This is a genomic window from Nostoc foliaceum FACHB-393 (assembly GCF_014698505.1).
Taxonomy (GTDB): Bacteria; Cyanobacteriota; Cyanobacteriia; order Cyanobacteriales; family Nostocaceae; genus Nostoc; species Nostoc foliaceum_A.
This window is the reverse complement of the sequence record NZ_JACJTD010000001.1, coordinates 193,622-213,624: the sequence shown is the minus strand read 5'-3', so window position 1 is coordinate 213,624 and position 20,003 is coordinate 193,622. Positions and strand designations below refer to the sequence as shown.

Below are 20,003 nucleotides of genomic sequence, written 5' to 3'. Positions count from 1 at the left end.
CTTTATAAGGGTTTCCACGCCACATGCTTCTCCTTTTGGAGACGCTGCGCCTAGCTTGCTTTGACCTAGGAGTACAACCGAGGGAACCCCGGTAACGAACGCAGTGGCTCCCCAAGAGGAACTGCTGTGTATGATTTCCCTGGATAAAACAACTGGCGACTTCTTAGCGATCGCAACGCTAGAAGCGTTACCCGTAAGGGTCAACCTAGAGGTTTCGGGAAATGGATTTATTTTATTGTCAAATTGTAATCGCACTGTTTGACTTAAAATACTTCAAACCTCACACCTAATGACTACCGTCGTAGTGATTTTAGTGCAATTTTTTGACACTGCGTCTATTATTTATAATTTTCCAGAAGAGTAATGTGGCACCGGTAAACTAAATTAATTGAGTAATCCACTCAAAAGGAAAAACTATGTCGCCTGGAAAGCCTAGCATTTTGGTAACTGGGGGAGCTGGATATATTGGTTCCCATACGGTGCTTGCTTTGAAGCAAGCGGGTTATAACGTTGTGATACTTGATAATCTGGTCTATGGGCATCGTGACTTGGTAGAAAAGGTTTTACAGGTAGAACTGATAGTAGGGGATACAGGCGATCGCGCCTTGCTCGATCATCTATTTCAAACCCGCGATATTGCGGCTGTAATGCACTTTTCTGCCTATGCCTACGTAGGAGAATCGGTGACTGATCCGGCTAAATACTACCGCAATAACGTTGTTGGTACTTTAACCCTGTTAGAAGCGATGCTGACAGCATCTGTGAATAAATTTGTCTTTTCTTCTACCTGTGCCACCTACGGGGTACCGGAATTTGTACCTATTCCAGAAACTCATCCCCAAAATCCGATTAATCCATACGGCGCTACGAAGCTGATGGTAGAGCGGATTCTCTCTGATTTTGATGTTGCTTACGGTTTTAAATCAGTGCGTTTCCGCTATTTTAATGCTGCTGGCGCTAATCCCAGTGGCTTACTCGGCGAGGATCACAATCCAGAAACCCATTTGATTCCCTTGGTGCTGATGACAGCTTTAGGTAAACGAGAATCTATCTCAATTTTCGGCACCGATTACCCCACGCCCGATGGTACTTGTATTCGTGATTATATTCATGTTAACGACTTAGCAGATGCCCATATTTTGGGATTGGAATATTTATTAAAAGGTGGCGATAGCGAAGTTTTTAATTTAGGTAATGGCAGCGGTTTCTCTGTCAGAGAAGTAATTGCAGCTGCCGAACAGGTGACAGGACATTCTATAGCAGTAGAAGAACGCGATCGCCGTCCTGGCGATCCCCCAATTCTCATTGGCACCAGTGAGAAAGCCAGAACAATTTTAAGTTGGCAACCTCAGTATCCATCCATCAAAGATATTGTCACTCATGCGTGGCAGTGGCATCAAAAGCGACACAATTGACATACTCCCCCGTTTTATAAACGGGGGAGTATGTCAAGCATCACGACTCGTAAATTTTAGATTTTTCCTTCAATCCAAAATCCAAAATTGTTAAGTCTTGAATTCATAACTCTCAACTCCTCACTCCTAACTCCTAACTACTCCCCACTCCCTCTCATGCTTCGCAGGACGACAACTAAAATGCCGATAAATCCGAGAATTGGAAGTGCGATCGCCCAAATTGGTAATTGCTGAGATTCACCCTCTACTAAATCGCCATTAACATCTCGCAGGTTTCGTGTATTCTGTGTAGACCCACCTGCCACAGTAACTTCAAATTTGAACTCAAACGGTTTGAATCTTGCCCCAGAGAGTGGTTTACCATTTAGTTGCAACTGATAAATACCTGGCTTGGGAAAGACAACTTCCGCACCTGGAATGCCTTGATAACGTTCAGCTGCCACAGGTTCTAACTGTGGTTCTAACAGTGGTGGCTCTCCGGCTGCATAGGGTTGGGCATAAACAGCCAACCGACAATTACACTGTGACAGGGGAATCACCCTTCCACCTCTGCGGGTAAGTGCAAACCAAGCTTGGCTTGGTTCTCCAGCCCGGGGATTATCATTTGGTTCAATGTGGAGGGTGCCGCCGACATCTCCGGCTATCTCCACCTTATGAGCAGATGCAGAGGAAAGATTAGTTATTGGTATAACTAAGCAACTCAGGAATAATAAATACTTTATTGTTCCTTGATGCCAGGAAATGCCTTTGAGCGGGTAAAGCCTCTGTTTTTGACTCGTTGGGATGAAGCCAGAAAATAAGGATGATTTACCGCGATTTTGTTGGGGGGACATAAAACTTTTCTACGGCTAACTTTGACCAAAAAAAGCGCGATCGCACTAGCAATACACCGAGGGTAATAATTCCCATCAGTACTGCCGCTAATTTATTTCCCCAAGTTGATTGCAAGGAACCCAGGTAATGGGAACCAATCAACACGGCATGAATGGCGCTCAAGAGCAAGGCTGGTACACCCAATAGATGAATCTGTCGCCAACGCTTGCCCAAAGATTTCTGCAAAGATTCCCAACTCGTTAAAGCGGCGGGGGACATTAAGATCAATGCTACAGCACCCGCAGCCATACCCCACTGAAATTCTGGCGGCAGGAAAGAAAAGGCGGCAAAATTCCATTGCAATGAGTGTTCTATCATGTGGACGGTGTGAACCACAGAAAGCACAAAAGATCCCACTCCCAAGCCCCGGCGGTAACGCAGTGGTGAAGCCCACAAGCCACTAATAGGACGCGCAATTAGCGCCAAAATTAAGCAGATTAACGCGGCGTGTCCGGTGTAATCTACCATTGTGTCGCCAGTCCGCAATAAGGTGATAGCGCCAATGGTGAGTGTCACCCAACCGCCTAATCGAAACAATTGACTGCGCCTGTCTTTACTTACCAATGAGGTGGAAACGCCTACACCTAGCATCGTGGGCAGAGTTCCCAGCCCAAAAGCCAGCATAGTTGCCCCACCCATCCATAAATTGCCAGTTTCAGCGGCTTTAATTTGGGCTGCATACAGGAAACCACAGGGCATTAAACCCCAAGTCATCCCCAAAAGCAATGGTGTCCACCATTTGGTTTTGAAGGAAAGCTTGATCATTCCTGCGCTGAGGCGATCGTGTAAACTACCTTGTAATAAAGGGTGTAACACGGGAATGCGCGGCAACAAATCGGGTTTTACTTGTCCTAAGCCAAACCAAATCAGCATTACACCAGTCAGAATTGCCATCCAGCGGCGAAAACCACTGCCAACACCCGCTAGCTGTCCACCTTGTAGCAATACCGAACCCAGTGCCCCAATGCCAGCACCGACTAAAGCATAGCTCAACATCCGCCCCAGGTTTAGCAAGATATGAAACTTTAATTGCTGTTGCCAAGTGTCGGACTTTTCTAGGGTTGATGTCCGTCCCAAGGAGACTGTTTGTGGAATTTTCGGCTGATGAGATAGGGAAAACGCCACTGTTAGAGGACCACACATCCCAAAGCAATGTCCAAAACTCCCCAGGAACCCCAGGATTGCGATCAGCAGTAAATCTACCATAAAAAAAGTCCTGAGTTCTGAGTCATGAATCCTGAGTGTCAGAATAAAGATTTTGAAGAATTAAGAAGAAATTGTTTTCTCTTCTTCTTTGCTCAGTACCCAGTACTCAGCATTCCTCTAGTGCGGCACTGTAAGTGAAGTTGCGATCGCTGTCAAAAGACAAAGCGTCAAACTTGATTATGACGGTAGCAGTGCCATTTTGTGAGGTGCTGAAAATTAAGAGGCTCAATCACCTATTGAAAATATGGCTATCTAACTGAGAATAAAATCCAACCTTTTTGGAAATTACTCAAGCTAATGTACTTAAGAAATACATTAGGAGAAATACTTTGTGACTATCTCTATAGAAGCTTCGGTAGAAGACTCTGGATGATTGGATTGATGTCGATTTCCAAAAGTTGCGTCAAGTGTTTCCCGAATAGTATCTCGCTGTTTTTGAAAAACATCAAGTTGCTCACGCAGTTCATCTTCCTTAAGCTGCAATAAATCAGAGGAATCGGGGCAATTGTCAAGATCGCGAACCACACTATTTACTACTTCTGACTCTTTGACTCTTCCTATAAAAGCAGCAGTTAAGGATGCAACTCTCTCCAAGAATTCTTTGCAGCCAGGATGAAAATCATATTCATACCCAGTATATAAAGAGAGCGCTCCTACAACTTCTTCTTTGTAAATGAGTGGAAAACACCCAAAAGATTTAAATTGGTTAAGCGCTATCCAATCTTGGTTTTTGAATTTTTCTATGTTCTGATTATCTATTCCGGTAAGTGAGATAGCACGTTTTTCCCTAATAATATTTCCTACAAATCCATCTTCATAACCTCTAGGATCATCTAATCTTTTATCCCATTTAACTCTCTCAACCCCTGCTTTATCTACAACTTCAAGCAAATGATTATCATTTTTTACTCGTAGTATGCATACTTCAAAGGCTGTGTCATCTGAAACTAAACGGTTAACAACAGTTTTGTATGCGTCTTGCATATCAGAAAGATTACTACGATAACCAACTAAAGCATCTGACAAATCCGCAAGTAGTTTTACCTGACGTTTTTTGCGTAAATTTGAGATTGCAGATGCAACCGATGAGCCTATTGTATATAACCAATGAATCTCTTCTTGAGAGAAACCATAATTGGGAATAGGTTTTCTTTTGATTGGATCAATTTTATTAATTACTTCGAGTACTCCATAAGTTTTATGTTGACCATCTAGAGGAACAGCAATAGCAGAATAAATTCCTCCGAGTTTCTTTGAATATTTTTCTTGACTTCTGGGATCTAAAGGTATTTCTCTCAAATTATTGGCTGACTGAGGCTGACCAAATCCATCTTCATGAGGGAGAGCAGCTTGACCAGTGAAACTTTCACCAGGTAGATAGTTTTCGCCTCCAAACCATTTATCATCTATTTCCTTACCATTGGCATCGATACCTACTATTTTTTGACGATGTAGGTGTCCATCTTTTGAGAATAGAAAAATAGAAGCTGTTTGAGAATTAAGTCTATCACATACAACTTTAAGAGCTTCCTGAATGACCTCATTCTTATCTTTAAAACGATTTAATTTATTTCTAACTTTTTGTAAATCCTTCAGTAGCTCCTTAGGGAACTTGAGAAATTCGTATGGCGATTTTCTGAATAAATTCTCTCTGATTAGATCAAGCTTTTGAAATACTATTTTATCCAGGACTTTATCAGAATTTACTTTTGTAATTGTATTTTCTACTGTTACTTGAAAGACACCTTCATTCCTAATGGCTCGTGCCAGGAAATTTGAGAGGACTTCTTTGTACTGATCAATCTCACCTACTTTAGGAGAGAAATTAGCTAACCTTATACTCCGGTCTTGCCTAAGATTATCATTCTCGTACCATGCAATTAACTGATTTTTTCCATCACCAGTTTCAATAATTGCATATTCTTTGGTTGGTAAAGTTGATAATTTTGAATTAAAAGATTCAATATTATATCTAGTTGAAACATCTCTCAAAGAGAATTCTTCTGCATAGGGAATATAAATATCTTTTGTGGTCACAAAAACTTTGTAATATGAAGCATGTCGTAATAGAAAACTTAAGCTTCTTTCAAATTCTTGTTCACTTGAAAAAACAAACAGTCTCTCACTTTCTGGATGTGCAGTTTTTGCAACTTCATCTCCTTTGTCACTTGCCCAAAAAGATTCCACCCCATCAACGATCGCTATTGCTTTGACGCGAACTTTGAGTTTCTGCTGTAAGGCAGTAAGACGGCGTGGATATAACTCTAACGGCATCGAGTAAACTGAGCCATTAGAATTCAAATCTTCAATCCGCTCATCGATATCAGCAATATCATTAATGACAAGCTGTTGGAATATTTTGTTAGTCTGTAGATAATTATTACCCTTCAGAATTGGTTCTACAGTATTTATAATAATTCTTGTTTTTGAAACTTCACCTGGAGATAGACAATTCTGGTCTTCTTCAAGTAATTCATTTAACCAGTTAGAAGTAGAGAGTTTATAGTTAATCCAATCCTTTGCTTCTTCTATGTCACCACCAGTTATTTCATGAAGCAAATATGCCAAATTATTCTTCTCTATCCCATCAATTGAGGGAAAGTGAATTGGAATTTCAAAATTAACTTTTTTACTGAAGCGTAAGAGTCTGAAATTATGGAGTCTTCCAGAGAATAGACCGACCAAAAAATTAACCCATGCTTTTTCAAGGCATTCCTTAGGCAAGCAGAGGATACCAAAGTCCACTGTTGAAAGAATCTGTTCAGTTTCTTGAAGCCAAGCGGATCTTGAACTCCCATCAATATCTAAGATGAAGGCTTCAATCTGTGGATGCTTAAAAATGACATCTCTAATTTTTTCAGCTTGGTATTTACTATTGGTACCAGCCCAAGCAATGAGAACTTTGCGTCTACCTTGCTTGGCTTGAAGGCGGTCAGAAAGGATCTTCTGCAATTTAGATAGTTTTCCAGGCCCTGCACCAGTGATTCGGAACTTGGTATAGATTCGTGACAGTGTTTTCTGCACCGCATTTTCAGACTGCCGTCCTAAGATTGTCTTGATTTCTGCTGGCGACTTGCCGTTTAAGGCTAAATCCAGAACTTCTAGTTCGTTATCAGACACGCCTTCTTCGCCAACTAAGTCTTTAAGAGTATCACGATAAATCTGAGTCATCTACAAACCTGTAAAAAGCCTCACTTGTTCTAGTATCACGATACCACAGCATTTTTGGAGACTTATGTGGATAATGTTAATTCTTTTCTTCAAAATGAGGCTTTTAATTGCTTGACATAAGTGTAAAGTTTGTTATTGTATTAAAAAGCCTCACTTAATAGGGACTTTTGTCAGGGGATAAATACTTCTCAGTGTCTTAACTTAGTGGCATTGTGCTTATAAATATGTAAAATCGTCTTCCTGTATAGGTTTGATAATTTGCTGCCTCTTCGTCAGCGAAGATATCGAAAAATCAAGCCTTTTCAAGGCATATTTTACGTTTTTACATTAAGACGCAATGTTCCCAAGCGTCAACTTCATGCACTTTTTTCTATTGCTGATAACCAAATTACTCACCTGGAGGGGAAAGTGAATCCATTAATCAACCGAAACTTTACCTATGCCTGTTTAGGTTTTCTAACTGTCCTTTTAGTAGCCATGCTCACAAAGTTTGATGGAATCGTCGCCGTGCAAGTCACACCTTATGGCATTCGATTAGTAATGAATAATTCTTCTACTTTGTGTCCAATTGACCAGCATCTGCCGGAAGTTCAGCCCAAGCTGCCCGATCAGGAATTGGCTAAGTACAGGATTTTGCAAATTCATAATGAAGTATAAGCCTTTTCCGTGCTACTCACTAGGCTTTAAAAACGCTACGAAATTTATAAAATCCTCTACTAAGTAGGAGCAGGTTTCGATAGCACATTTGTTAACAAGTGTGGTGTTAGACCTTTTGCAAAAGTCTATGTTTTGGAGATTCAACCACAGATGAACACCGATGTTCATTTGTGGTTCCCTTTTCGCCTATTCACATTTTTGCAAGAAGTCTAGTTCATTCTGCCTAGGAATTCGCGCTACCCTAAGTCTGGAAGCCAAGGATATAATCACATGAAAAAATGGATTTGGCTGATGCTGTTGGTGCTGATGGCAGTTGCAGTGGTGGGTAGTAGGGGTAGCACGTTTTTTGAAAAACGTCCCTCACCAGAAATTGTTGAGAGCATTCCAGTGGAAACACCCCAACCACAGCCAGAGTCAAAGGAAGTTGACAGTGCGCCGCAAGTGTCTGCTGACAAGCTGTTAACTCATATCCAAAAGTTGAATTTTCAGCGCTACACAACAACAGAGCGATCGCTTACTCGCACTTATATCACAACCGAACTGAAAAAATTAGGCTGGAAGCCCAAATTAGAAAAGTTCTCCGACGGTGTGAATATTTTTGCCGAACGCCCAGGAACTAACAAAGCATCTGGAGCAATTCTCGTAGGAGCACATTACGACACTGTTGCCTTATCCCCTGGTGCTGATGATAACGCTAGTGGTATAGCTGTAGTGCTGGAAGTAGCCCGGTTGCTTGGTTCGCGTTCCACACCACGGACGTTACAGCTAGCTTTTTTTGACCAAGAGGAAGCAGGACTTTTGGGTAGTCAGGCTTTCGTGAGCAAGACAGCACGCTTGCAAAACTTGGGTGGAGCGATCATTATGGATATGGTGGGTTATGCATGTTACACATCTGGCTGCCAGAAATACCCTGCCGGATTGCCTGTTACGCCGCCCAGCGACAAAGGCGACTTTTTGGCAGTAGTCGGTGATACAGAACATTTGCCATTACTGAGTGCCTTTCAAAACTCACAGATGCTCCCCTCAACCGCCCTGAATAAACAGGAATCAAATCTGCCACCAGTCCTAACACTACCAATTCCTTTTAAAGGTTTACTGACACCAGACACTCTACGCAGCGACCATGCACCATTTTGGTATCAGGGTGTGGGTGCTGTGCTGGTCACAGATACCGCAAATTTGCGGAGTCCGCACTATCATAAACTTACCGATGTTCCTGCAACTATCGAGCGATCGTTTTTCACAGGAGCAGCACAAATTGTAATCAATGCTACTACTGCCTTGTTAGAGAAAAATGAGGTTTTGGAAACTCAACCACCAAGCTGAATTATGAATTATGTTGACTAGGTTTTAGTTCAGGGAAAGTTAATGTCCAATTCTTTTTATCATTGATCTGAAAGTACAAACCTTGGAGAATCAGCCGCAGAGCCGTTCGAGTTCTAATAAACTTCCTTACTAGATAAGTTCCTGGTTTAGCAAAGACACCATTAAAATTTTTTTTATGACCAAATTGTTTTGAACAGTAACTGCCAGCACCTTGGACTGTTAACACAAAAAATGGAGCTTGTTTGTATTCATCAGGAATCATAAAGATTCCATATACATGGTGACGACCACGCCACGGCTGAACAATAACCTTAGTAGCATGTACTTGAAATTTTGTAGTTTTTGATGCTAAAAAATCCTCGAAATTGCAATCAGAATCATTCACAGGCCACCACAGTGGAATAATACTCAGGGAGAGCAGCAAAATTAAAATATAGCGGAGTCTGCGATGCATAAAGCCAAGAAAAATTGTTGATGCGGCTGTTAGAATTTGATGAGTAATGATAATGCAGCTACAGCAGTAAAACTATCCACCTGCAACACTTCTGCAACACGTTCTAAATGGCAAAGACAAAACATTAAACGGTAGGTTAAACTTTCCTGTCAAAAAAATAGCAATCAAGACATCAGCCCACAAAAAGTTCAGACTCTAGATGCGTAGTTTACCGCCGCAGGCATCGCTTACCCTGTTCTAGTAGCTCCGTTACAGTATTAAAAATAGCTGAGAAACAATCGGACTTTTGTCGCTGTTAACACTGATTTATGCTCAAATTTTTAGTTGTGATTAATTCTACAATTTGTTGTTTTTGTTATGTTTTGGATGAACTTTGTTCGGATCAGCAGATGCTTTGAGGAGATCAGGGCGATCGCCATTAAGTTCAAGAAAAAATCTGCTTATATTTCTAGGTAATTAATGGGGTAGTCAAATACATAAATATTCGTTATATTCCCGTAAGTAACACTTTGTATAAATGTTTATGGGAAGAAGTTGGCGAAGTCTTAAGGCAGTTGCGAGTTTCTTTGGTGCAATTGCACTTACACAGTTCGGGGTAAATACTTCGGCCATTGCGGCTGACACAGTTGTTGTGCGTTTGGGTTTATTTACAGAAACCATCTCGCTTGCTGAGTTGCGAAAGGCTGCAAAAACTGGGGAATTGCCTGCGAGTTTGCAGCCTTACGCTAAAGGATTATCTGAACAACAACGCCGCTTCCTCTTGGGAGCGCTGGGTGTGAATATACCGATGAATGTTGTCACTATTAATAGGTTAGTTAATACTCAGATTGGTACAAGTATTCTTAATGACCTCGCTACAGCCTTAGCTCGAAAGGACAATGCTGGGGTACAAGCACTCAGAGGAGGATTGGTATTAGGCTCTACGGCACCAGAAGGTCTTTCTATACTGAGCTTTATCGCCGCTTATCCCAGTAAACGCCTAGAAATTGATTTGCCACAGGCTTTTATAGTTGCAGGGAGTTTGAATACAGCTTTTTGGCGTACCCAGCAATTTATGCTGGCGTTGACGCGTAACGGCTTGTCGTCAGACATCACTTCCCAACTGGACTCCAAAACACCGCAGATTGCTTTCCCTTTTGATCCCAGTCAACCAGGAAGCACTCAAGTAAAAACACTTAACTTAAGCCTGAATGACCAAAAGCGCGGTCGTAAAATTCCAGTTGATATTTACTGGTCAACTACTGCAACTGCCAATAAACCCGTCATTGTCTTTTCTCACGGCTTCGGGTCAGTCCGCACGGACTTGCGTTACCTGGCAGAACATTTAGCATCCCACGGTTATGTAGTAGCAGCTTTAGAACATCCCGGTAGTAATGAGGCGAATACTAACTTAGCATTACAAGGTAAAACCAGAGTTGTGAAGCCTCAGGAGTTTTTAAATCGCCCTCAAGATATTAGTTTTGTTCTTGATGAATTAGAAAAACTGAACCAAACAACTAATAATCCCCTTGCTGGGAAACTTGCAACCACAAACGCGATGGTTGTTGGCTATTCTTTTGGTGGTGGTACAGCTTTAACACTTGCTGGAGCAGAGTTACAACTGGAACGACTCAAACAACGCTGCAAAAAAAACTTGGTTGTCTTAAGTCTGGCAGAAGGTATGCAGTGTATCGCTCAAGAGCTACCTGAAAATAGCTATCAACTGCGGGATACTAGAATCAAACAGGCGATCGCTCTCAATCCTACAACTTCTCTGATTTTTGGCGAAACTGGGTTAACTAAGGTACAAGTTCCTACCCTAGTTTTAGCTGGTTCCGCAGATAAAACTACCCCAGCTTTAACTGAACAAATTGTGGGATTTGACAAAATCCCATCCCCAAAATGGCTAGTTGGTATAGTTGGGGGTACTCATCTAAGTGTAAAAGACCCCAGTACCACTTTGGATCAGGTAGGACAACCGAATACACCAATTAGTGGCGGTGAAGTTGTGGGTGAAGAAGCGGCTGAGGTTCGTAAGTACGTTAAAGCTATAGCCTTGGCCTTTGCTGCACAGATGACTCCAGAAGCTAAAAACTACGCTATCTTTCTGACATCAGATTATGCCAAGTTTGCTTCAACTGCGGCATTTCCATTTCGCCTAATTACGCAGATTCCCCCTGATGCTATGGCAGTGGTGAAAGAATTTGTTGAGAAATAACGGACTTCCAATTCAACAAATATCCAATTTTGTGAGTAGCTTGCCTAAGGGTATGCATAGCGTACACGCAAATCGAAAAAAGCTCGACTTCCCATTCTTCCCTCGTTCCCATGCTTCGCATAGGAATGGCTATTAGAGGCTTTGCTTCAATGCATGTTTGGCTGGAGGCGGAGCCTAGTGAATGCATTCCCCGGTGGGAGCCTGTTAACGAGGAAAGCTTTATCAAACTGTTTTTAGAGCTTGTGTGTACACGGTCGCGTAGGGGTACGGAAAATGGCAGAAGTCGCCGCTTATCCCGCCTCCCCTACGATTAATAGATAATTAGCTTGTTAGATTTAACTAGACTAACTTGATATTAAGTGTATAGTTGCTATTAAATCTCTACTAAATTTTTACAATAAAAATAAATATTTATACATAAACTTTATAATATGTTTATTAAAAATAATAGAAGCTTGAGAGTGTGAAAAAGTAGGAGCATCTGCTGAATAATACATATGTATTCTAGCTAAAATGCCAAAAATAAATGAATAAAATCGACTTGGTGCGAAAATATGCTTGTGTATTTATTGGCGTTAATTTATTTAAATTCACAAAATATTAAAATATTTTTATTTACTAGAAGCTACAAATTCACCCAGAATAGAAAAAATCAACACTCATTTTATTCACCTAGATTCACTTTAGACAATAATCAGTTTCAGAAACATAATTTTGTAAAAGTAATTTTGCATTCAGATTAAACAATTACTCCATTTCACCCAAGCTCATGGAACTTTATACAACTCTTGAAATAGAACAACTCCAGCAAAACGAAGACCTTCCTTACTTGATTGAAATTATGGAGTGGGTGAAAAATTTTTTAGGAAGACCTCATCCTAATTTAGGAAGACCCGGCGCAGTTTGCCCTTTTGTACCTTACTCCCTCAAGTCAAATAGTATTCGTCTGGCAGTTATTCACACAAAAGATTTGTATCCAGAACAATTAGAAGAGGTTGTTGGACGCTACCGAGATATCTTTCTTAAGATGGAAGTTAAAGAACAAGAATTAGCAATCAATAGAGCTTTTTTACTGATCTTTCCTGACATCCATATAGAAGATGCTCCTAAACTAGTAGATAGTGTCCAACAAAAACTTAAACCTTTGTTTGTTGAGTCAGGACTGATGATCGGAGAATTTCATAAACGTAATGAAAGCCGTGGTCTACACAACCCAAACTTTCGGCCACTTCGTAGCCCTATCCCCTTGTTGGCTATCCGGTTTATGGTTGAAGCTGACCTCCCTTTTCTTCAGAGTCCGGCTGATCCACGCTTACGTATTCGGTATCTGGAAGCTTATTTAAAGTGCTTTGGTCATAAATTTACAGATGAAACAAAGTTTAAAAATGCTCATCAAGCATTAGCTTTAGCGAAAGAAGAACTTACAGCTATTTTCAGGTAAATAGACCACGTTGTAGGGGTACAGCAATGCTTATGCATGTTATTTTAAGCTAAAACTCCTTTAAGAGGATAGCGTAACTTGACTTTGGAGCGATCGCATGGAGTTAGTTTTTGAAAATGACTTAGCTTTTTGATCTACAAAATCACACAATCAGGGTAAGTAAAATGGCGAAAGAAATAGAGCGCAAATATTTAGTGAGAGGAGATAGTTGGAGAGAATTAGCTGAAGGTAGTGTATATCGTCAAGGATACATTGCCACACAAGACAAAGCTACTGTACGTATACGTATAGTAGGAGAAAAAAGTTATTTGACTATTAAAGGCCCTAATATCAAATATTCGAGATTAGAGTTTGAGTATCCTATTCCTGTTAAAGATGCTCAAGAAATACTTGAAACATTATGTGAACGTCCCTTTATAGAAAAAATCAGATATAAAATAGAGTCGGGTGGCTTGCTTTGGGAAATAGATGAGTTTGATGGTGTTAATAAAGGATTAATATTAGCAGAAGTTGAACTCAGTGATGAAAATCAAGAAATTGAACTACCAAGTTGGATTGGACAAGAAGTTTCAGATGACTTCAGATATTTCAACAGCAATTTAGTAAAACATCCTTTTTCACAATGGTAATTGCCAAAATATAGGGAACATTCCAATTCATTCAAGCTTAATTAACCTAATTAACTCAGAGGTGCTGGGTGATTTTGCATTGCAAACTAGTTTAAGCTTATAAAATGAATGTAAACGTCAATTACTTTTTCTTGTTAATTAATTGTGCCTTGAAGCGTCAGGCATAATTGCCTCCTGAAGATTTACGCCGCTGAGGTTAGCTCCCCTAAGGTCGGCTCCTCTAAGGTTAGCTCCTCTGAGATTCGCCCCTGCCAAATTTGCGCCTCTAAGGTTAGTCCAACTCAAGTCAGCTTGACTCAAATCAGCTTCATTTAGGTTAGCCTGCAACATGTAAGCACCACTTAGGTGAGCCTTGTTTAGATTAGCTTTGTATAAGTCAGTTTTGTAAAGATAAGCCCCCAAAACTTCCGCCTCGTACAAACTCGCCTCGCTGAGGTCAGCCGCAATCAAGTTAGCTTCAATGAGGTTGGCAAAAGATAGATTAGTCCGTATTAGCTTCGCTGCACCTAAATCGGCATCTCTCAAGTTAGCGCCTCTTAAGTCAGTCCCAATTAGATTAGCATGAGCGATCGCAGCGCCTCTAAGATTCGCCTCACTCAAGTCGGCTCCAATCAAATTGGCATGACTCAAATCTGCCTGCGTAAGTATAGCACCACTCAAGTTAGCAACACTGAAGTTAGCATCACTCAAGTTAGCTTCAACGAGGAAGGCTTTGTAGAGGTTGGCACTACTGAGGTCAGCACCACTAAGGTTTGCTCGCACGAGTAAAGCATTACCCAAATCCACCTTGTTCAAGTTTACCCCCTGGAGGTTTGCGCCTCTGAGGTTATCTCCTTGGAGGTTTGCAGCGCTGAGGTCTGGTTCAATCTGGGGATTTTTCTTTCTCCACTCAATCCATGTAACTGCACCTGCTTTCAGTAAAGCTAGATGCTCTCGATTTGCCATTTTCTCTCCTTTACTCCTGACGCATACCCAAAGGATTTGTCCGACCAGCTACACTTTCAATCGCCGTTAATGCTCCCGCCGCACCTGCTAGAATATCTCTTTCATGTCCACCTAAGTAAAGCCGTCCAAAACTACCTACAGCTTGAACCTCAAGGATGTTAATCGATGCCGCTTTCTCAGCTTCATTCGCAGCTAGTGCGGCGTAAGCAGCAGGCTCGACTTCTAATACATACAGTGTTTGTCCTGCTAGTAATAGCTGTCCCCGTCGCGTGCGATTAATAAGTTGTGTTTGGTAAGCATCGATATTGCGGATAATTTGGCTAGAAACAACACGCGGTTTGAGACATTCGTCTTTTCGGACTCCCAATGCAGCCAAAATTGCTTGCCCAGCAGCTCGCGTTTCACCTTGGGAGCTAGAATGAACTTCCAATAGTCCGTACAGTCGTTCAACTACCTGTACTCCCGGACGAACAGAGGCAGCTTTCAGGGCTACATCCGTAATTTTATTAATTTCGATACCAGGAGAGATTTCAATCCACAGTGATGTATCCCCTGGTAATGGTAAGAAGCCTTGGGCTACTGTTCCCATATATGCTGCATGTTGAGGTTGCAGGCTGTCGAGAAATACGAAACTGCGTAGTTCTATTCCCAAGATTTTGCTCTCCAGTCATAAGGGTAAAAGTTATCTATTGCAAGATATGAGCGCCTAACTTGGGGTATTTTAGCCACAAGTGAAGGATGGAAAAACACAAAGTAGAAAAATTTTGCTGTCGATAAACTTTACACCTGAGAATTATTCTGGCAGTAAAAACCGCCTTGACAATTGTACAAGCTTTATTACACACAAATCGCTGCCTGCAATGGCTAACTGGTCTTGATTTACTGATAAATTTGATGTTTCAAAAAAACTCTTTAGCCAAATTGAAGCGGGGAAAGTTCAGTGAACTTTCCCCGCTATCTTTAAAATGCTGCTAAAATCGCAGCCAATCAACTAGTACTTTATGCTTGGTTTGTAGTCAGCGCTTTAGCGCTCAAATCAAGGACTAAAGTCTTGACTACGAACTTATTCACTCATAAAAGTTGGTGTGGTGGACTATTAGATTTGTTTTTCTATATAAACGCAGAAAAACAAATCTATTAGTTTATCCTGCGTTTGTGAGTACCCAAGTGGAGTAAGCATCCTCGACAAATCTGCTTTGATGACGAGTTCCTTCATGCTTACTCACTCTGACTTTGAGGGTGGTTATATAAACTCCATCCATTACCTGATGTCCATAACCACAAACTTGACCAACCTGGCCTGTTCTTTGATGGAAGGCATAATCTCCGATATTCAGCATAATTCTGACTCCCTAATTAACTAGGTTGAGTAGTTTGTGTTTGACTGTTTGGGCACGGCAAAATCACTCTGATGATATTAGTTCCGCGCTCAAAGCTGGAAAAATTAAGCTGCAATCCGGGTTCGGGTATTAGGTGCAGTTGGAGCCAGCAGACGAGTGTAAAGTTGAGTCAGTCGGAATCCTACACTATACCAACTAAAGGCAATTTCTGTCCGTTGTCGAGCCGCTTCACCTAACTGGTCTCGCCAAGCTGGGTTGATGAGAATGCGGTCTATGGCAGCAGCAAAAGCTACTTCATCTTTGGGGGGCGCAAGTAACCCTGTGACTTCTGGTACAACAGTAAACTGTAGCCCACCAACATTACTAGCTACGACAGGAGTCTTACTAGCCATTGCCTCAATGGCAACTAAACCAAAAGGTTCATAGTGACTAGGCACTACGCAGACATCAGCGGCGGCGTAGTAGAAGGGGAGGACAGTTTCATCTAAGCGACCAGCAAAGGTTGTACAATTTTCTAATCCGAGTTCAGTAACAATGCTAGCAATGCGATCGCGTTCTATTCCATCACTCTGACCTGGACGGCTACCACCTCCAATCACTAGCTGGAGATTAGCTTCACCTCTTAAACTAGATTTGGCAATAGCTCGTACCAAGGTTTCAATACCTTTGCGGCGGTCAAAGCGACCAACGTAGAGAACCATTTTGGCATCTGGTGCAATTCCCAACTTTTCCCGCGCCTCAGACCGCTGAATTTCTCCAAATTTATCAGTATCGGTGCCACAGGGAATCATTTCAATGTTTCCTTTACTGGAAACGAGTACCCGCATATGTTTTTGCTCTTGCGGACTAGTTGCAACCACACAGTCTACAGTTTCCAAGCAGGCTTTTTCTACAGCTAATCGCTGGGTAGCAATTACGGGAACATCACCAATACTTCTGTATTTAACCGCTCCTAAAGAGTGGTAAGTATGTACCTGAATCAGCGGTTGCTGCTTTTTCAATTCCATGCCGACCCACGATGATAACCAGTAGTTGGTATGAATTAAGGAGTAATGAAATCCTTGGCGCAACTGGAATCGCTGGAATTCTTCGATGAATTCAGGTAAATGGTCGAACAAGTTATCTCGCCCAATAAACTTAGCTGGGCCCGCTTTTAACCGAATAGTACGACAGTTTGGGCTATGTTGAACGTAGGCAGCTTGTTCAGGACTACTACGACGAGTGAACATATCCACTTGCCAACCAAGCTTTGCTAAGGCATAACCTACTTGACGCACATAGACATTTTGACCTCCAGCCTCTTCTTGACCAATTTCAACCGCCGGGTCACCATCAACAGAAATTAGGGCAATGCGATGTTTCTTATTCTGGAACATAGCTGATTTTCACCTCAAGGCAAATAATCCTGCCTCAAACGCCAGAAATCAAGATAATATTATCCTCTCTTTCAACGTCGAGGGCAGGCACAACAAACCGCAAAGTTACCAGCCAAAGGACACTGACGAGAACATGGCATTACTTGTTAAGAATGCTGCTCGTTCAGTCTCTTCTCAATGCCGACGAAGTTAGCTGACGGGCTAGGACTGAGAGATGTCCTTCTTAAGAAAGTTATGAGTTATGAGTTATGAATTCATTAACTGCTAACTTTCTTCAAAATACGCCCCAAACTTGGTTCCTCCGCTCCGGTTTACCCTTACTCACAAAAATTTTCAGGGAATTATAGTGGATTAGGCAGACTGATTTATTTTTCTTCAAGGTTTATAACCTGTCATCATCAACCATGTCAAGAGTATGAACAAAAAAACTGTGATTGAAATCACCTAAAGGCGCTTTGTATCTAGCTTTCACGAATCAGACTTTAGAGGAAACTTAGAGCTTTTAATATGCTCTCAACAAGAAGCTTACTGATGTTGACCGCTACATTTTATTTGGCTTCTGGGAAGTAAAAAATTTTCATATTTGTAAGTGTATAAATATACTAACCACGAACCTGATTCAATTTAATATATTTTTTAGTTGTCTTAAATATTACTCTGGCTAAAGAAATTGCCAAAGTCTAAAAGACTCCATTAGAAGTTTTACGCCAATTCAATTTCACTATTGAACTACATTATTTCCTACTCCCACACCCTTTCATAAATGCTTTGAGAGCCAACTGCGTTTAGTATGTTACGAAGGCAAGCATCTCAGTTATGCAAAAAAACCTTTTAAAGAATCCGAAAAGCAGCAGCTTCAATTTGGAGGTAAAGTATACACCTACCAAAATGAGATACACTCATTGCTAAGTCATGGTAAATACAAATATCAAGCTGAGATTTAAACCTGTTTCTCACAGTTGGGTTGCTCTGCATCCACAGCCTAAAGGAGTAATTCAATTTATTGCAGGGGCTTTCTTTGGTACATTTGGCCCCATGCTTTTTTATCGCTATCTGCTTCAATGCCTATTTGAGCAGGGATATACAATTATTCTTCTGCCATTTAATTTTAGTTTTAACCATTATGTAGAAGCTGGTTTTCTCATGAGAGAGCAGTATGAAATTCTACCAGAGCTTGTGAGGATGGCAAGTGTTGAGGGATATGCTTATGAAGCCTATCTAGATGATAAAAACTTTTCTTGGATTGGACATAGCCTTGGCTGTAAATATATCTCCCTGTTAGAAGGATTTACTGCTTTACCTCCAGAGCCTCAAGATAGAGAAAAGTTTATTCGCAACCTGCTATCTCATACTTCGGATGAGTCACAGATAAAAAGTGTCATTGCAGATATTAACATTCTGTATGATGAGCTTAAACAAAAAATTGTAGAAGTTCGGAAACTAATTTACACTTACGTAGGTCAGGAAATAAAAATTAACAGTGTCTTCATTAAGGGGCAGGTTTCTATCCTATTAGCACCTGCTATTGCTGACACAGGGAGCGCAATTCGTCCTCAATTTTTAGCGGATATCATCGATAATCTTGGTTGGGGTGTGAAACCAACCGTTGAAGAAACCCATAACTTAATCAAGGATAGTAAGCTCTTTAATATCATGGGTTTAGTTTGTTTTAAGTCAGATAATATTGCTAAATTAACCTGTGAATGGTTCACTAATATTCTAAAAAAACCACCCCAAGAATTTCTACAAACTTTAGAGGGTGGACATTTAAAACCTTTAGGAATTCAACTAGGCAAGTATGTGATTAATCTTTTTGATAAACCTTTAATTGAATCAGTTCAAGAGCGAAATAGAGGCTTTGAGCATGATGTAATTCAATTGTTGGAGAAACTGAAATAAAAATCAACAAAAGTTGCTGAAAGTCCAAAAATCAGAAGTTATTAACCAATATTCCCGACTTTTTTAACAAGTCGGGAATCTGAGCCTTTCATAACAATCCCAACTCTTCTGGAAAGCCCAGCATGATGTTTAAGTTTTGGATTGCGGCTCCCGATGCGCCTTTGCCCAAGTTATCAAGACGAGCAACTAGCAACGCTTCTTTGGTAGTGTCATTTGCGAATACAAAAACCTGAACAATATTAGTGCCGTTCACTGCAATCGCATCCAAAAATATTCCGTCTCGTAGCAGAGTAGAATCTTGGTATGGAGCTACCTGCACAAATTTTTCACCTTGGTAGTAGTTAGCAATTGTTTGATGAATAACCTCACCTGATGGTGGATTATCCAAAGTTCCTAACGGCAAAGGCACCTGAACTAGCATCCCTTGCTCAAAATCCCCTACCGCTGGTACGAATAGCGGCGGCGATGCTAACTCTGAGTAATAATGCATTTCCTTGACATGCTTATGTCCAAACTGCAAACCATAGATGCCATAGGGATAAAGTGACTCTGCTCCAACTTCCTGTTCGTGGAAGGTATGGTATTGTTTAATGAGATTTTTTCCGCCACCAGAGTAGCCTGACACTGCGTTAACAGTGATAGGAAAATTACTCTTTAAAAGTCCCTTGGCAATCAACGGACGAATACAGGCTAAAAATCCTGTGGGATAACATCCTGGATTGCTGACAAACTGGGCGCTGGCGATTTTCTCTCGCTGTCCTGGATTTAGTTCAGGAAAACCATATACCCAGTTCTTAGCCGTGCGATGGGCACTACTAGCATCAAGGATCTTAACCGTAGTACTACTTACCAAGCTAACAGCTTCGCGGGCTGCATCATCCGGTAGGCAGAGAATAACAACATCGACGGCATTGATTAATTTAGCTCGCTCACTTGCATCCTTGCGTTTAGAGGCCTCAATGCTAACTAACTCGATATCATCCCGTTGATTGAGACGTGAGTAGATTTGTAAGCCTGTGGTTCCTGATTCGCCATCAATGAAAATCTTCGGTTTAGTAATCATGCGTTCAGCAT

18 protein-coding genes and 1 riboswitch are annotated in these 20,003 nt (G+C 41.2%); of the genes, 9 read left to right on the top strand and 9 right to left on the bottom strand.

The window, feature by feature from the left end:
• Nucleotides 1-103 precede the first annotated feature (103 nt).
• Nucleotides 104-262, top strand: coding sequence for a hypothetical protein (locus H6G92_RS00895; RefSeq protein WP_190889806.1), 159 nt, complete (start codon nucleotides 104-106; stop codon nucleotides 260-262).
• Between the two features lie 154 nt (nucleotides 263-416).
• Nucleotides 417-1,415, top strand: a complete 999-nt coding sequence (galE, locus tag H6G92_RS00890) for a UDP-glucose 4-epimerase GalE (protein WP_190889805.1) — start codon at nucleotides 417-419, stop codon at nucleotides 1,413-1,415.
• A gap of 137 nt (nucleotides 1,416-1,552) precedes the next feature.
• On the opposite strand, the gene H6G92_RS00885 is transcribed toward galE, so the two are convergent.
• The 3 genes from H6G92_RS00885 to H6G92_RS00875 all read right to left on the bottom strand — a co-directional run bounded on the left by H6G92_RS00885 (nucleotide 1,553) and on the right by H6G92_RS00875 (nucleotide 6,665).
• Nucleotides 1,553-2,248, bottom strand: a complete 696-nt coding sequence (locus H6G92_RS00885) for a hypothetical protein (RefSeq protein ID WP_190889804.1) — start codon at nucleotides 2,246-2,248, stop codon at nucleotides 1,553-1,555.
• The gene (locus H6G92_RS00880) at nucleotides 2,223-3,494 is read right to left on the bottom strand and encodes an urease accessory protein UreH domain-containing protein (protein ID WP_190889803.1); all 1,272 of its coding nucleotides are present in this window, start codon (nucleotides 3,492-3,494) and stop codon (nucleotides 2,223-2,225) included. The genes H6G92_RS00885 and H6G92_RS00880 overlap by 26 nt, the downstream gene beginning before the upstream one ends.
• A gap of 315 nt (nucleotides 3,495-3,809) precedes the next feature.
• A complete protein-coding gene (locus H6G92_RS00875; protein WP_190889802.1) occupies nucleotides 3,810-6,665 on the bottom strand; it encodes a GAF domain-containing protein in 2,856 nt (951 codons plus the stop codon).
• A 258-nt stretch (nucleotides 6,666-6,923) separates the two neighbouring features.
• Between H6G92_RS00875 and H6G92_RS39150 the strand changes: the two genes are divergently transcribed.
• Both H6G92_RS39150 and H6G92_RS00865 read left to right on the top strand, forming a co-directional pair.
• On the top strand, nucleotides 6,924-7,322 hold the full coding sequence (locus H6G92_RS39150) for a hypothetical protein (protein WP_242059020.1): 399 nt from the start codon (nucleotides 6,924-6,926) through the stop codon (nucleotides 7,320-7,322).
• A 270-nt stretch (nucleotides 7,323-7,592) separates the two neighbouring features.
• The gene (locus H6G92_RS00865; RefSeq protein ID WP_190889801.1) at nucleotides 7,593-8,648 is read left to right on the top strand and encodes a M28 family peptidase; all 1,056 of its coding nucleotides are present in this window, start codon (nucleotides 7,593-7,595) and stop codon (nucleotides 8,646-8,648) included.
• A gap of 1 nt (nucleotide 8,649) precedes the next feature.
• Here the strand turns inward: H6G92_RS00865 and H6G92_RS00860 are convergent, their stop codons facing one another.
• Nucleotides 8,650-9,102, bottom strand: coding sequence for a hypothetical protein (locus tag H6G92_RS00860; protein WP_190889800.1), 453 nt, complete (start codon nucleotides 9,100-9,102; stop codon nucleotides 8,650-8,652).
• 523 nt (nucleotides 9,103-9,625) lie between these two features.
• On the opposite strand from H6G92_RS00860, the gene H6G92_RS00855 reads away from it, so the two are divergent.
• The 4 genes from H6G92_RS00855 to H6G92_RS00845 all read left to right on the top strand — a co-directional run bounded on the left by H6G92_RS00855 (nucleotide 9,626) and on the right by H6G92_RS00845 (nucleotide 13,369).
• Nucleotides 9,626-11,299: an alpha/beta hydrolase gene (locus H6G92_RS00855; protein ID WP_190889799.1), complete on the top strand. Its 1,674-nt coding sequence runs from the start codon at nucleotides 9,626-9,628 to the stop codon at nucleotides 11,297-11,299.
• Nucleotides 11,300-11,409: 110 nt separating this feature from the next.
• Nucleotides 11,410-11,613, top strand: coding sequence for a hypothetical protein (locus H6G92_RS39060; RefSeq protein ID WP_206758837.1), 204 nt, complete (start codon nucleotides 11,410-11,412; stop codon nucleotides 11,611-11,613).
• 455 nt (nucleotides 11,614-12,068) lie between these two features.
• Nucleotides 12,069-12,740, top strand: coding sequence for a DUF6875 domain-containing protein (locus H6G92_RS00850; protein WP_190889797.1), 672 nt, complete (start codon nucleotides 12,069-12,071; stop codon nucleotides 12,738-12,740).
• Between the two features lie 164 nt (nucleotides 12,741-12,904).
• Nucleotides 12,905-13,369, top strand: a complete 465-nt coding sequence (locus H6G92_RS00845) for a CYTH domain-containing protein (protein WP_190889796.1) — start codon at nucleotides 12,905-12,907, stop codon at nucleotides 13,367-13,369.
• Between the two features lie 138 nt (nucleotides 13,370-13,507).
• Here H6G92_RS00845 and H6G92_RS00840 read toward each other — a convergent pair whose 3' ends face one another.
• From H6G92_RS00840 to H6G92_RS00825, 4 genes are all read right to left on the bottom strand, one after another.
• Entirely contained in the window at nucleotides 13,508-14,314 is an 807-nt protein-coding gene (locus H6G92_RS00840) for a pentapeptide repeat-containing protein (protein ID WP_190889793.1), read from the bottom strand.
• A 10-nt stretch (nucleotides 14,315-14,324) separates the two neighbouring features.
• Nucleotides 14,325-14,966 (bottom strand): hypothetical protein, encoded by a 642-nt coding sequence (locus tag H6G92_RS00835; RefSeq protein WP_190889791.1) that lies wholly within the window; start codon nucleotides 14,964-14,966, stop codon nucleotides 14,325-14,327.
• A 490-nt stretch (nucleotides 14,967-15,456) separates the two neighbouring features.
• Nucleotides 15,457-15,654 carry a hypothetical protein gene (locus tag H6G92_RS00830; protein ID WP_190889789.1) on the bottom strand — a complete coding sequence of 66 codons (198 nt, stop codon included), beginning with the start codon at nucleotides 15,652-15,654 and terminating at the stop codon, nucleotides 15,457-15,459.
• 104 nt (nucleotides 15,655-15,758) lie between these two features.
• Nucleotides 15,759-17,030: a glycosyltransferase gene (locus tag H6G92_RS00825; protein ID WP_190889787.1), complete on the bottom strand. Its 1,272-nt coding sequence runs from the start codon at nucleotides 17,028-17,030 to the stop codon at nucleotides 15,759-15,761.
• A gap of 163 nt (nucleotides 17,031-17,193) precedes the next feature.
• Nucleotides 17,194-17,380: riboswitch (cyclic di-AMP (ydaO/yuaA leader) on the bottom strand.
• Nucleotides 17,381-17,942: 562 nt separating this feature from the next.
• On the opposite strand from H6G92_RS00825, the gene H6G92_RS00820 reads away from it, so the two are divergent.
• Entirely contained in the window at nucleotides 17,943-18,929 is a 987-nt protein-coding gene (locus H6G92_RS00820) for a DUF1350 family protein (protein WP_190889785.1), read from the top strand.
• A gap of 88 nt (nucleotides 18,930-19,017) precedes the next feature.
• On the opposite strand, the gene argC is transcribed toward H6G92_RS00820, so the two are convergent.
• A complete protein-coding gene (argC, locus tag H6G92_RS00815; RefSeq protein WP_190890111.1) occupies nucleotides 19,018-19,989 on the bottom strand; it encodes an N-acetyl-gamma-glutamyl-phosphate reductase in 972 nt (323 codons plus the stop codon).
• Nucleotides 19,990-20,003 lie beyond the last annotated feature (14 nt).